The sequence below is a fragment of the Streptomyces sp. NPDC050263 genome (assembly GCF_040655955.1).
GTDB lineage: Bacteria > Actinomycetota > Actinomycetes > Streptomycetales > Streptomycetaceae > Streptomyces.
Genome location: NZ_JBFAKW010000052.1, coordinates 1 through 12,527 on the forward strand (window position 1 = coordinate 1; position 12,527 = coordinate 12,527).

At 69.8% G+C, this 12,527-nt stretch carries 13 protein-coding genes and 3 pseudogenes; 7 read left to right on the forward strand and 9 right to left on the reverse strand.

The window, feature by feature from the left end; genetic code table 11:
* Window positions 1–366: 366 nt before the first annotated feature.
* A pseudogene (locus tag AB0J04_RS23065) lies at window positions 367–630 on the forward strand (Tn3 family transposase); the annotation flags it as partial.
* Between the two features lie 237 nt (window positions 631–867).
* On the opposite strand, the gene AB0J04_RS23070 reads toward AB0J04_RS23065, so the two are convergent.
* Both AB0J04_RS23070 and AB0J04_RS23075 read right to left on the reverse strand, forming a co-directional pair.
* Complete coding sequence (locus AB0J04_RS23070; protein ID WP_363170426.1) at window positions 868–1,467, reverse strand: cysteine hydrolase; 600 nt, start codon at window positions 1,465–1,467, stop codon at window positions 868–870.
* A gap of 98 nt (window positions 1,468–1,565) precedes the next feature.
* Window positions 1,566–2,810 (reverse strand): MFS transporter, encoded by a 1,245-nt coding sequence (locus AB0J04_RS23075; RefSeq protein ID WP_363170427.1) that lies wholly within the window; start codon window positions 2,808–2,810, stop codon window positions 1,566–1,568.
* A gap of 140 nt (window positions 2,811–2,950) precedes the next feature.
* Between AB0J04_RS23075 and AB0J04_RS23080 the strand changes: the two genes are divergently transcribed.
* Window positions 2,951–3,886, forward strand: a complete 936-nt coding sequence (locus tag AB0J04_RS23080) for a LysR family transcriptional regulator (protein WP_363170428.1) — start codon at window positions 2,951–2,953, stop codon at window positions 3,884–3,886.
* A 43-nt stretch (window positions 3,887–3,929) separates the two neighbouring features.
* Here AB0J04_RS23080 and AB0J04_RS23085 read toward each other — a convergent pair.
* The 3 genes and pseudogenes from AB0J04_RS23085 to fabG all read right to left on the reverse strand — a co-directional run.
* A pseudogene (locus AB0J04_RS23085) lies at window positions 3,930–4,181 on the reverse strand (site-specific integrase); the annotation flags it as partial.
* A 26-nt stretch (window positions 4,182–4,207) separates the two neighbouring features.
* Window positions 4,208–4,450, reverse strand: a complete 243-nt coding sequence (locus AB0J04_RS23090; RefSeq protein WP_363170429.1) for a hypothetical protein — start codon at window positions 4,448–4,450, stop codon at window positions 4,208–4,210.
* Between the two features lie 68 nt (window positions 4,451–4,518).
* Window positions 4,519–5,265, reverse strand: coding sequence for a 3-oxoacyl-ACP reductase FabG (gene fabG / locus AB0J04_RS23095; RefSeq protein ID WP_363170430.1), 747 nt, complete (start codon window positions 5,263–5,265; stop codon window positions 4,519–4,521).
* A gap of 80 nt (window positions 5,266–5,345) precedes the next feature.
* On the opposite strand from fabG, the gene AB0J04_RS23100 reads away from it, so the two are divergent.
* The 3 genes from AB0J04_RS23100 to AB0J04_RS23110 all read left to right on the forward strand — a co-directional run bounded on the left by AB0J04_RS23100 (window position 5,346) and on the right by AB0J04_RS23110 (window position 8,158).
* A complete protein-coding gene (locus AB0J04_RS23100; RefSeq protein ID WP_363170431.1) occupies window positions 5,346–6,494 on the forward strand; it encodes an acyl-CoA dehydrogenase family protein in 1,149 nt (382 codons plus the stop codon).
* A gap of 214 nt (window positions 6,495–6,708) precedes the next feature.
* A complete protein-coding gene (locus tag AB0J04_RS23105; RefSeq protein ID WP_363170477.1) occupies window positions 6,709–6,957 on the forward strand; it encodes a hypothetical protein in 249 nt (82 codons plus the stop codon).
* 13 nt (window positions 6,958–6,970) lie between these two features.
* Window positions 6,971–8,158, forward strand: coding sequence for an SPFH domain-containing protein (locus tag AB0J04_RS23110; RefSeq protein ID WP_363170432.1), 1,188 nt, complete (start codon window positions 6,971–6,973; stop codon window positions 8,156–8,158).
* A 16-nt stretch (window positions 8,159–8,174) separates the two neighbouring features.
* Here AB0J04_RS23110 and AB0J04_RS23115 read toward each other — a convergent pair whose 3' ends face one another.
* From AB0J04_RS23115 to AB0J04_RS23125, 3 genes are all read right to left on the reverse strand, one after another.
* Window positions 8,175–8,954, reverse strand: a complete 780-nt coding sequence (locus AB0J04_RS23115; protein ID WP_363170478.1) for a carbohydrate ABC transporter permease — start codon at window positions 8,952–8,954, stop codon at window positions 8,175–8,177.
* A 50-nt stretch (window positions 8,955–9,004) separates the two neighbouring features.
* The gene (locus tag AB0J04_RS23120; protein WP_363170433.1) at window positions 9,005–9,820 is read right to left on the reverse strand and encodes a sugar ABC transporter permease; all 816 of its coding nucleotides are present in this window, start codon (window positions 9,818–9,820) and stop codon (window positions 9,005–9,007) included.
* 243 nt (window positions 9,821–10,063) lie between these two features.
* Complete coding sequence (locus AB0J04_RS23125) at window positions 10,064–10,279, reverse strand: hypothetical protein (RefSeq protein WP_363170434.1); 216 nt, start codon at window positions 10,277–10,279, stop codon at window positions 10,064–10,066.
* Here AB0J04_RS23125 and AB0J04_RS23130 point away from each other — a divergent pair.
* Both AB0J04_RS23130 and AB0J04_RS23135 read left to right on the forward strand, forming a co-directional pair.
* Window positions 10,260–10,571 (forward strand): annotated as a pseudogene (locus AB0J04_RS23130) (ArsR family transcriptional regulator); the annotation flags it as partial. The gene AB0J04_RS23125 and the pseudogene AB0J04_RS23130 sit on opposite strands and share 20 nt — an antisense overlap.
* Complete coding sequence (locus tag AB0J04_RS23135) at window positions 10,568–11,920, forward strand: 6-phospho-beta-glucosidase (RefSeq protein WP_363170435.1); 1,353 nt, start codon at window positions 10,568–10,570, stop codon at window positions 11,918–11,920. The pseudogene AB0J04_RS23130 and the gene AB0J04_RS23135, both read left to right, overlap by 4 nt.
* Here AB0J04_RS23135 and AB0J04_RS23140 read toward each other — a convergent pair.
* The gene (locus AB0J04_RS23140; RefSeq protein WP_363170436.1) at window positions 11,905–12,420 is read right to left on the reverse strand and encodes a DUF2889 domain-containing protein; all 516 of its coding nucleotides are present in this window, start codon (window positions 12,418–12,420) and stop codon (window positions 11,905–11,907) included. The two genes, AB0J04_RS23135 and AB0J04_RS23140, sit on opposite strands and share 16 nt — an antisense overlap.
* Between the last annotated feature and the right edge of the window lie 107 nt (window positions 12,421–12,527).

A 12,527-nucleotide genomic window follows, 5' to 3' on the forward strand; every position in this document is an offset into this window, starting at 1 on the left:
CGGTGTGCCGGCCGGAAGTCCTCGTACTGGACGTACTTGGGCTTTCGGCCGGTGCGGCGAGAGTGCGTGCCGGGCGTCGCGACGGGGCGAACGTTACCTGCCGCGGCACTAGCTCGGCGCGGAGCTGGGGGACGAGCATGAAGCGCGGGGTGTGGTACTTCGGCGCGACTTGCCGCCGCGGGTGCGGCAGGTGCTTCCGGCGGGCACCACAGTTATTCGCCCTGCCCGGCCATTGGACGGTGGATGACTTAAGTGCTGTCCGCCTGCTGGAGCCCTCCCCCACATCTCCGCCCCCACCATTCAGTGGACGGGGGGGATCGCGGCATGCGGCCACCCTTCGTCACGCAACCAGCTGGTTCAGGTCACCGCTACCAGGACGGCATGGAGGATCAGCTCGGCGCGCCGGGCCTGGTCCTCAACGCCGTCGTCCTGTTCAACACCAGGTACATGGACACTGCGGTAAACCAGCTGCGGGCGGACGGCTTCGATGTCCGCGACGAGGACGTCGCCCGGCTTTCCCCGTTCGTGCGGCAGCACATCGACATGCTGGGCCGGTATTCGTTCAAGTTGCCCGACCTGCCCGGCGGGATGCGCCCGCTGCGCAACCCGCACGCGGCCGAAGAGGCGTGAACCCGGTGAGGGTGACATTCACCGCCGGGGCTATCCCGGCGGTGACGTTTGCACTGGTCACCGGCTCGTAGGGTGCCAGGAGCCGTAACGCAGCCTGAGGTCGCGGCGGCTATGGGTTGCGGCGGGTGCGGTAGGCGGCGGTGAAGCTCCAGGCTGCCGGGTCGGCACTGGGGGTGTGGGCGGCCGCCACACCGGGTGGGTGCGGCGGCCGTGGGTGGGATCGGCTTCTGGTTCGAGTCAGTCAGCCCGGAGCAAGGTGTGCAGCTCGGTGGTGTCAATGATGTGGGCCCGTGAGGGAAAGACATGGTGGAGCAGGACGTTGTGGACTTCGGTGTCTGGGTCGGCGACGCCGTCGGACAGGACGTAGAGCTGGTAGTCGCGGTCGGCCGCGTCGATGACGGTGGACAGGACGACTCCGCTGGTACTGATGCCGGAGACGACCAGAGTGGTGATGCCGCGCTCGCGTAGCTGCTGGTCGAGGTCGGTGGTGGACATGCCGCCGTAGCGGACCTTGCGCACGATGATGTCGCCGTCCTGGGGAGCCAGGCGCTCGTGGACGGCAGTGGCAAGGTCCTCGTGGTGCATGACGTGGTGTTGGGCCAGCGGGGCGAAGGACTTGTTGGAGGCCGGCATCGCGTCCCAGTCGGCCTCGGTGAAGCCGACGCGTACGTAGGCGATGGTGCCGCCATGTGCGCGAACGTCGGCGATGGCCCCTTCCACGCGACCGAGCAGGGCGTTGCGCTCCTCGCCTTCGGGCACAAGGGCCAGAATCGCGGGCTGGTAGTCCATGACGAGAAGCGCGGTGTGCGTGGGGTCAAGTGCGGGCGCGGTGCTCACGCGAGTGTTCTCCTTGCTGGTGGTGTACCTGGTCGACGCGGACGCGCACCGGCGGACCGGCTGCGGCCTGCGGGTTTCAGTCGGCGAGTTGCGGTGCCTCATGAGTGGCTGCGGGCCACTTCCGGCTCGTGCTGCGACGTCTGGTCCTGTCGGGGAAGCAGCAGCGGGGTGGTCAGGATGAGCAGTCCTGCGACCGTGAGAGCGGTGCGCGGGCTGGTGACGTCGGCGAGCAGCCCGGCGAGCGCGGTGAGGACGGCGATGGACGCCTGCTGCCCAATCGACCAGGCCGACAGGGTGCGGGCGACGAGATGCTTGGGGGTGTGTTCGAGCCGGTAGGTGGCGAGCACCGGGCTGTACAGGCTCATGTTGATGATGATTGCCAGCTCGACGGCCATCACGGTGACGAGGCCGACGATGCCGGGACTGACAAAGGCCAGGCCGATCAGCCAGATGGCGCGCAGGGTGCCGACGGTCCGGAAGACCCGGTGCCGGCCGTAGCGGGCCACGACACGGCGGGCCAGCCGGGAGCCGATGAGTCCGCCGAGACAGGGGGCGGCGAAGGCGAGGGCGTACTGCCAGGGTGGAAACCCGAGTTGGCGAAGCAGGAGCACAGCCAGCAGCGGCTCGGTGGCCATGATCAGACCGGCGACGAGCATTTGGTTGAGGTAGAGAGGCCGCAGACCGGGGTGGCCCATGATGTGTCGCCAGCCGTCAAGCAGTGCGCCCGCCCGGAGCGGGCTCTTGTCGGTCGTTCGCGGTGCTTCTTCCTGGTCGCGGATCGCGGTGATGCCCAGCGCGGAGAGCAGGTAGCTGAGCGCGTCGGCCACCACGGTGGTGACCGGCCCGAACAGGCCGATCGCCGCCCCGCCGAGCGGTGGTCCGACCGCGATGGAGCTCCAGTTCGTGGACTCGAACCGCGCGTTGGCGACGAGCAGGTCGTCCGGCCGCACGAGGGCCTTGAGGTAAGCGCCGCTGGCCGCGTTGAAGGCGATCTTGGCTGCGGCGACCACGGCCGAGACCACGAGCAGTTGGACGAAACTGAGCCGTCCGAAGGCGTAGGCGACGGGGATCGTCGCCATGGCCGCAAACCGGGCCAGGTCCATCATGATCATGACCGGGCGCTTGCGCCGGAACTCCACCCACGGCGCGAGCGGCACCGCGATCAGCGCGCCCATCGCAGGCCCCACTGCGGACAGCGCGGACACCTCGGCGGGTCCGGCATGCAACACCAGCACGGCGATCAGCGGCAACGCCCCGAACCCCAGCCCGGACCCGTACGCGCTCACTGCGTATGACGCCCACAGCCAGCCGAACCGCCGACCCAACCGTCTCCTGCCCACCATGCTCAGCGCACTCCCCTTGAAATCCCATCTGAACAAACTGACGTTGACTGATGAGAGGTAAGCGGGCAGGACAATGGCAGGTCAAACAACTGACCTGCCAGTAATCCACAACCAGTAGTTGTTCACTAAGGTGGGTCGGCGTGGACCTCGAAGCAGTACGTACCTTTGTCGCCGTCGCGGAAGCGGGCCAGTTCCAGAAAGCCGCCACCGACCTGTCGATCACCCAGCAGGCCGTCTCCAAACGCATCGCCACACTGGAGCACAACCTCGGTGTGCGGTTGTTCACCCGTGCCCCACGCGGCGCCGAGCTCACCATCGACGGGCAGGCGTTCCTGCCCCACGCGCGCGAGTTGCTGCGCGTCGCCGAGCGCGCGGGTGCGTCCGTGCGCCCGGGCCGCCGTCCGCTGCGCGTCGACGTGATCGCCTCGCGCAGCGCTCAGTCGGGCCTGATGCGCGACTTCCACCGCGTACACCCCGACATCGAGCTCGACGTGATGATGCTGTTCGACATCGAGACGGCCGTCACCGCCATTCGCTCCGGTGCGATCGACGCGTCCTTCCGCGCCGTCGCTGCGCCCGGCCGGCCCCTTCCCGAGGACATCGCCTCCGTCCGGGTGCTCGACGAGCCGCTCCAGTTCCTCACCGGCCCCGCCCACGCGCTGGCGGGCGCCCGGTCGGTGACCGTCGCCCGGCTCACCGGGCACCGTATCTGGATGCCCGGCATCGCCCCCGGTACCGAGTGGGGTGCCTACTACGACGACCTCGTCGCCGAGTTCGGCCTCACCATCGAAGTGACCGGCCCCAACTTCGGCTCCGACGCACTCCTCGACACCATCGCCGACACCCCAGCCCTGGCCACTTTCATGGGCGAACACACCCGCCTCATCTGGCCCACCGATCACGGTCTGCGCCGGATCCCGGTGACCGACCCGACGCCCGTCTACCCGCACTCACTCCTCTGGCACCGCGACAACCCCCACCCAGCGCTGGCCGCCCTCCGCACCCACCTCGCCACCACGACGGCCGGCCCCGACGCCGCCGGGACCTGGACACCGAGCTGGGCGATTCCTCGCTGAACGGCTCCCCGCCCGTGCGGCCAGCCCCGCCCAGCGCAGGCGGTTAACGGCGGGCGTCGCCGGGGGCGAGCAGGCTGGTCAGCTCGGCGATCGCCTCCGGGGAGGGCTTGAAGTAGCGGCGGACGTTCTCCGGCTTCTTGTGCCGGGACTTCGCCATCAGCATCAACAGCGAGGCACCCTGCTCGCCGAGATGGGTCAGGGCGGAGTGGCGGTACTCGTGCAGGTCCCAGCCCGTACCCGGCCCGCGCAGGGCAGTGTGCTCGTCGAGCAGGGCGCGGGCCTGCCGGTCTCCGTACCCGGGCAGTTGGCCGACCGGCCCTCTCACTGGTCGCGCCGTTGTGCGCTGGTGACGGCGAACACGGCTGCGGTGAGCGCCCACACCGCGCCATTGGGGTAGCACTGGCCGAGGAGCACGTCGTCGACGGCGGTCGGCGGGATGCCGGTGCGGTCCAGGACCGCGCGGACGACGGTGGCCGCGAGCCGGGCGGCCGTGACGTCCCGGAAGACTCCGCCGTAGCCTCCGACCGGGGTACGTATCGGTTCGCAGATGACCGCGTCACGCATCCGTCATGCCTTTCGTCAGCGAGTACAGGGGACGGGAGGAGCCGGGAGGCGGGAGAAGGGGCGGGGGCTCACATGTACCGGCCGCCGGTCACCTCGACGACGGCTCCGGTGATGTAGCTCGCCAGGTCGGAGGCGAGGAAGAGGACCGCCTGGGCGACCTCGGCGGGTTCGCCCGCGCGGCCCATGGGGATCTCGGCGAGCTTGGCGTCCCAGGCGGCCTGCGGCATGGCCTCGGTCATCGCGGTGCGGATCAGGCCGGGCTGCACGGCGTTGACGCGGACGCCCGCCTTCGCGAGCTCCTTGGCGGACGCCTTGGGCAGGCCGACGAGTCCGGCCTTGGCCGCGCTGTAGTTCGTCTGCCCGAAGTTGCCGACCTTGCCGGCGATCGAGGAGATGTTGACGATGCTGCCGCCGCGGCCGTGCTCGCGCATCGCCTCGGCGGCGTGCCGGGTGCCGTTCCAGGCGCCGGTCAGGTGGACGTCGACCACCGCGCGGAAGTCGTCCAGGGCCATCTTGCGCAGGGTCGCGTCCCTGGTGATCCCGGCGCTGTTGACCATGACCCCGACCGGTCCGAAGGCGTCGGCGCAGTGGGCGACGCGGGCGGCGACCTGGTCGCCGTCGGTGACGTCGCAGTGCAGCGAGGTGGCGGGCGTGCCGTTTCCGGTGAGCCGGGCGGCCGCCTCGGCCGCGGCGTCCTCGTCGACGTCGCCGATGACGACGCGGGCGCCCTCGCCGCCGAGCACGGCGGCGATCTCGTAGCCGATGCCTCGTGCGGCGCCGGTGATCACCGCGTTCCGACCGTCCAGCAGTCCCATGTCAGCCCGCCCTGGCTCGACGCCATTCCTCTTAAATAGATAACCTATTATGCTGAAACAATCAATACAGCGATCCTGCTGTGCGAGCGGGACCGGACGAGGAGTGGGCGCAGGTGGACATCAGCCATCCCCCAAAGACCGAGGCGTTCCGCACCGAGGTCAAGGAGTTCCTCGCCGAGGCGCTGCCGCCGGACCGGCCGGGCATCGGCGCCCTCGACGAGGAGGCGGCCTGGGCGTTCGCCCGGGACTGGCCCCGCCGGCTCGCCGAGCGCCGCTACCTCTCCCTCGCCTGGCCCGAGGAGTACGGCGGCCGCGGACTGTCCAAGCTGCACCAGGTCGTGCTGATGGAGGAGCTCGCGCTGGCCGGGGTGCCGTTCGGGCTGCCGCAGGACACCTTCGGCGTGAAGATGCTGGCGAACACGCTGCTGCGCTGGGGCACGGAGGAGCAGAAGCGCCGCTTCCTGCCCCGCATCCTCAGCGGCGAGGACACCTGGCGCCAGGGATACTCGGAGCCGGACGCGGGCTCGGACCTGGCCTCCCTGAAGACCCGCGCCGCCCTGGACGGCGAGGAGTGGGTGATCGACGGACAGAAGGTGTGGACCTCCGGCGCCCACCACAGCGACTGGATCTTCGTCCTCGCCCGCACGAACCGCGAGGCGGCCGGGCACCGCGGCATCTCCTTCCTCCTCGTCCCGCTCGACCAGCCCGGGGTGGATGTGCGGCCGTTCCGCATGATGAGCGGGCAACTGCACTTCAACGAGGTGTTCTTCGACGGCGCCCGCACCCGCGCCGAGCTCGTCGTAGGCGGCGTCGACAACGGCTGGACGGTCGCTCAGAGCCTGCTCGGCGTGGAGCGCGGGGAGGAGGCGGCGACCAACCCGATCCTGTTCCGGGCCGAGGTCGAGCGGCTCGTCGAACTGGCCCGCCGGTACGGCAAGGACCGGGATCCGGTCGTGCGGCAGCGGATCGCCTGGTGCTGGTCCAAGGTCGAGATCATGCGCTATCTCGGCTACCGGACCCTCACCGGCTGGCTCAAGGGCGCCGACCCCGGCCCCGAGTCCTCGATCGCCAAGCTGTACTGGAGCGAGTACCACACCGAGGTCACCGACCTGGCGATGGACATCATGGGCCTGCACAGCCAGGTGCCGGCCGGCCGCAGCTGCGGACCTACCGCACCGACGACCCCGGCGCCGCCAACTCCTCCGCGTCCTGGTCGACGACCTACCTGATCGCCCTCCCGGCACGCTCTACGCGGGGACCTCCCAGATACAGCGGAACATCCTCGCGGAGAAGGTGCTGGGGCTGCCGCGCGAGCCGCGGGCGACGGCGGATTAGCAACGGTCCGACCTGTGCCGTTCCAAGGAATGGCCAAGCCCCTGGGCCCCAGCCCCGGGCAGGTCTATCGTCGGCGCCGTGTGCCAGAGCGCGGGAGAGCGGCCGATGATGCCGCAGGACGAGGCCGTGATCGGCTGCACGGGGACGGTACTCGTCGGAACCCGCGGCGCCGCGGGCCCCGGCGAGATCCTGGTGCGGGTCCGGGGCGGCTCCGAGACCTTTCTCGCCTGGTCGGAGGATCCGCTGCCGACGGGGACGACGGTGCTGGTGATCGCGTCGCGCGGCTGTCGCGCGGTCGACGTCGTCGAGTGGGCGGATCCGTTGGACGCGCTCGGCGACCTCGCCGACGCAGACTGAGGAGTACAGAGAGATGTTCGGTTACCGCGTTCCCGCTCCCGACGAGGCGATGCTGATCTCGGGAGGCAGGCGGGGACTGGGGGGCGCGCCGTTCCGAGTGGTCACGGGGCACGGAAAGTTCGTGCTCCCGATCTTCCGAAAGACCCGTTTCCTGACCCTGTCGATGTGCGAGTCCGAGGTCACCGAGACCTGTGTGACCCGGCAGGGCATCGCGCTGCACGTCCGCGCCGTCATCGCCTTCAAGGTCGGCAACGACCACGAGAGCATCATCAACGCGGGCCAGCGCTTCCTCTCCGACCAGGACCAGATGGCGGTGCTGACCGGCCGGATCTTCGCGGGCCACCTGCGGTCGATCATCGGCTCCATGACGGTCGAGGAGATCGTCACCGAGCGGCAGAAGCTCGCCGCGGAGGTCCTGGACACCTCCAAGACCGAGATGGCGAAGATCGGCCTGATCGTGGACTCACTCCAGATCCAGTCGATCGACGACGGCGACACCGGCTACATCGACGCGATGTCGGCGCCGCACAAGGCGGCCATCCAGCGACAGGCCCAGATCGCCCAGGCACAGGCCACCCAGGCGGCGGCGGAGGCGCAGCAGGAGGCGGACCGCAAGCAGGCCGAGTACGCCCGGCAGACCGCGATCGTCAAGGCGGAGTACTCGGCCGAGGTGAACCGCGCCGAGGCCCAGGCCGCGCAGGCCGGACCGCTGGCCCAGGCGCACGCCCAGCAGGAGGTGCTCGCCGCCCAGACCGAACTGGCGCTGCGCCAGGCCAAGCTGCGTCAGCAGCAGCTGGTCGCCGAGATCGTGAAGCCCGCGGAGGCCGAGGCCGAGCGGATCAGGGTGCTCGCCGCCGCCGACGCCCAGCGCATGAAGATCCAGGCCGAGGCGGCAGCCTCCTACGACCGGGTCGCGCTCGACCGGATGCTGATCGACCAGCTCCCGCAGATCGTGAAGGAGGCCGCCGGCGGCCTCGCCGGGGCCAACGTCAATGTCCTCAACGGCGCGGACGGTCTCGGCGAGATAGCCGCCGGTCTGGTGTCCCAGGGCCTGACGATCCTCGACTCGGTCCGCCAGAACCTGAACGGCGACTCCACCGACGGCCGCGGCCGCCTTGAGGAGAACGGCGGCAGCGGCGTGCTCGAACTGCGCCCGGGCCGCGAGAAGAAGTCCGACGACGGCCCCGTGGACGTCGACTAGCCGGCCGGTCAGCCGGTCAGCGCAGGGCTCCCTTCGTGGCGTCGGCGATGAACCCGCGGGCGAAGAAGGTGAACACCAGCACCAGCGGGATGACCGACAGGAGCACACCGGCCATCACCATGCTGTAGTCGGTGGAGTGACCGGCGTACAGCTGGGCCAGGGCGACCTGGAGGGTGAGCCGGTCGGGGTTGACCAGCATCACCAGCGGCAGGATGTAGTCGTTCCAGGCGGCGATGAAGGTGTAGATGCCGAGGAACGCCAGCGCCGGGCGGACGCACGGCAGCACCACGTGCCAGTACAGGCGGAAGAACCCGGCGCCCTCGATCCGGGCCGCGTCCAGCAGCTCGTCGGGGACGCTGGTGGTGGTGTACTGGCGCATCCAGAAGATGCCGAAGGCATTGGCCGCGGCGGGCACGTTCAGCGCCTTGAGCGTGCCCAGCCAGCCCAGTTGGACCATGATCTCGTACTGCGGGATGATCGCCAGCTGGGTCGGCAGGATGTACATCGACAGCAGGACGCCGAACAGGATCTTCTTGCCGGGGAAGTCGTACTTGGCGAAGGCGAAGGCGGCCAGGGAGTCGAAGAACAGCACGAGCAGGGTCGTGCAGACCGCCACGATCACCGTGTTGAACAGCGACCCGAAGAAATCCATCTTGTCGAACAGGTGCTGGACGTTGGTGACCAGGTTGTCGCCGAACCACAGCTTCGGCGGGTAGCTGTAGATGTCCTGCGAGGTGTTCGTCGCCATGACGACGATCCAGTAGAACGGGAACACCGAGATGACGACGCCGGTCATCAGGACGATATGGACGCTGAGACCCCGGGCGCGCTTGCGGTTGAGGCTGTTCACGACCGTCGCTCCTTACGCTGCACCAGGCGCCAGTTGACGACGACGATGAGCAGGATCAGCAGGAAGAAGGCCCAGACGATCGCGGCCCCGTAGCCGAAGTCGTTGTTGTCGAAGGCCTGGTGGTAGAAGTACAGCAACGTGGTCAGACCGGCCTGGCCGGGACCGCCGGAGTTGGGGTTGGTGGAGGCGTCGCTGCCGAACAGCACCTGCGGTTCGGTGAAGCTCTGCAGGCCGGTGACGGTGGAGATCACCACGGTGAACAGGATGATGGGCCGCAGCAGCGGGATCGTGATGGAGAAGAAGATCCGGACGGGGCCGGCGCCGTCCATCCGGGCGGCCTCGTAGAGCTCCGAGGGGATCGCCTGGAGCCCGGCCAGGTAGATGATCGCGTTGTAGCCGGTCCACTGCCAGGTCATCAGCGCGGCGATCACCAGCTTGATCGTCCACTCGTTGCTCATCCACGGCACCGCCGAGAGGTGCATCGACCTCAGGATGGCGTTGATCAGGCCGAAGTTGTTGCTGAAGATCGCGCCGAAGAAGATCGCGATGGCCACCAGCGAGGTGATGCTGGGGATGAACAGGGCCACCCGGTAGAAGGCCGTGAGCCGCTTGGTGGAGTTCACCAGCACCGCGAGCACCAGCGCCAGGACGAGCATCGGCACCGTGGACAGCACCCAGATGACGAGGGTGTTGCGGATGGACAGCCAGAACACCGGGTCGTCCCAGAGGAAGCGGAACTGCTGGAACCCGACGAACTGCATGTCCCCGATGCCGTCCCACTTCTGGAACGCCAGGTACACGGTGTAGAGCACCGGGAACAGCATGAAGACCGAGAAGAGCACGTAGTAGGGCGAGATGGCCAGGTACTGCGGCCAGTACCTGGTGGCGCGCCGCCGTGGCCCGGCCGGGCCCCGGCCGACACCGGCCGGATCCGGCGACCGGGCCGGCCCGAACCGCCGCGAGGGCGGTCCGGGGCCGGTCGGCCGACGGGTCCGGGGTCGGATCCGGAGGACGGTCCGGTGGCGGCCGGGCCGGCTACCGGGCTTGACGACATGTCACTTCACTCCCTGCCGCTGGGCGATCTGCTTGGCCTGGCTGACGGCGTCCTTCCAGGCCGTGTCGGGGTCCTTGCCCTTGGCCTCGATGCTGGTGAGCTCGCTGTAGAAGGGAGCCGAGACCGCCGCGTCGGCCGGGGCCTCGTAGTCGGTGGGGATCTTCTCGGCGGCCGGGCCGAAGATCTCGATGGTCTTCTCGCTGGTCGGCTTCCTCACCGAGGACAACCTGCGGCAGATCCACGCCGACCGGCTGTTCCTCGGCACCAGCGGGGTCCGCCCCGACGGGCAGGTGCTGGACACCACCGCCGTCGAGGTGCCCGTCAAGCGGGCGATGATCGCCGCGAGCGCCCAGGTGGTGCTGGTGGCGGACACCGGCAAGTTCCCGGGCACCGGCATGGCCCGGGTGTGCGGTCCGGAGGAGCTGGACGTCGTGGTGACCAACGCCCCCGGGGACGCGAAGACCTGTGATCGACTGCGCGAGGCGGGAGTTGAGGTGGTCGAAGTATGAGACTCACGATCCTGGGCGGCGGCGGCTTCCGGGTCCCGCTGGTCTACCGGGCGCTGCTGGGCGACCGCGGCGCGGGCCGCGTCACCGAGGTGACCCTGTACGACCTCGACGCCTCCCGGCTGACGACCATCCACAAGGTCCTCGCCGACCAGGCCGCCGGGCACCCCGACGCCCCCGCCGTCACCGTGACCACGGACCTGGACGAGGCGGTCACCGGCGCCGACTTCGTGTTCTCCGCCATCCGCGTCGGCGGGCTCGGCGGACGCGCCGCCGACGAACGGATCGCCCTGGAGGAAGGCGTCCTGGGCCAGGAGACGGTCGGCGCGGGCGGCATCTCCTACGGGCTGCGCACGGTCCCGGTGGCGGTGGAGATCGCCCGCCGGGTCGCCGCCCTGGCGCCCGACGCCTGGGTCATCAACTTCACCAACCCCGCCGGCATGGTCACCCAGGCGATGACGGCCCACCTCGGCGACCGCGTGATCGGCATCTGCGACTCCCCGGTGGGTCTCGGCCGCCGGGCGGCCGGCGCGATCGGCGCCGACCCGGCTCGCATCCGTCTGGACTACGTCGGGCTCAACCACCTGGGCTGGCTGTGCGGCCTGTACGCCGACGGCCGGGACCTGCTGCCGTCACTGTTCGCGGACGAGGCGGCCCTGACCTCCTTCGAGGAGGGCAAGCTCTTCGGCGCCGACCTGCTGCGCACCCTCGGCGCGCTGCCGAACGAGTACCTGCACTACTACTACTTCAACCGCGAGTCGGTCGGCTCCGCACTGGCCGCCGAACAGACCCGGGGCGCCTTCCTGCACTCCCAGCAGCAGCACTTCTACGACTCCATGGGCACGGCCCACGACTCACCACGGGCCGCCTGGAACGCCTGGGACGCCACCCGGCTGGAGCGCGAGATCACCTACATGGCCGAGAACCGGGACGCCGTCGGCATGGGCGAACGCGACTCCTACGACCTGGAGTCCGGCGGCTACGAGCAGGTGGCCCTCGCCCTGATGCGGGCCATCGCCCTCGACGAGCGCGCCTCGTTGATCCTGAACGTCCGCAACCGCGGCCGGATCACCGTCCTCGAGGACGACGACGTCGTCGAGGTCCCCTGCCATGTGGACGCCAACGGCGCCCGGCCCATCGCCGGGGCCCCGCTGCCCGATCACGGCAAGGGCCTGGTGTGCGCGGTCAAGGCCGTCGAGCACGCCGTCATCCACGCCGCCGACACCGGCGAGCGCGCCCATGCGGTCAAGGCGCTGACCATCCACCCGCTGATCGACTCGTACGCCGTCGCGAAGCGCCTGCTCGACGCCTACCGGCGGCACTTCCCCGAACTCGGCTACCTGAGCCGCTGACCTTCCGCCGAGACGTCCTTCGGGTTCTCGAAGGCGTCGAGCGGCGGGACCGGGCGCGGGCCGGACCCCGGACGCCAGCCCAGGTCCGGTTTGCGCAGGCCCACCCCTTCCGGCGCCCAGATGTGGCAGCTGTTCAGCACCCCGGCCGTGGCGCGGGGGCCGTTCGCGGGCTCGCCCGCGTCACGACGTCGGGCGTTGGCCGACATGGCGGACTGCACCACGGCGGGCCCGAGCACCCGGGCCAGCTCGTAGCGGTGGGAGCAGCCCGAGACGCCACGGAAGCGCTCCTGCACCGCCCGGTTGTACCCGGCGGCCACGCTGAGCCCGACCAGGCCGTCGAAGGCCGGTGCGATGAGCGGGCACTCGGCGTGCGGGTAGGTCCGCATCTCCGCTTCGGCGGCCGTGATCACCATGTCCGTGCGCCGGACGCGCACGGTGAGCGCCATCCGGTGGACCGCATCGGCAGGCCCCCGCGCCCACGGCCGCTCGTCGCAGTCCATGCGTTGTGCCGCTCGGGCCGGTTCAGGGTGAGCAGCATGACCCCGTCGTCGGTGAGTTCGGTGCGTATCACCGGGGTCGGGTTCTCGGTCATCGAGGTCACTCCCAC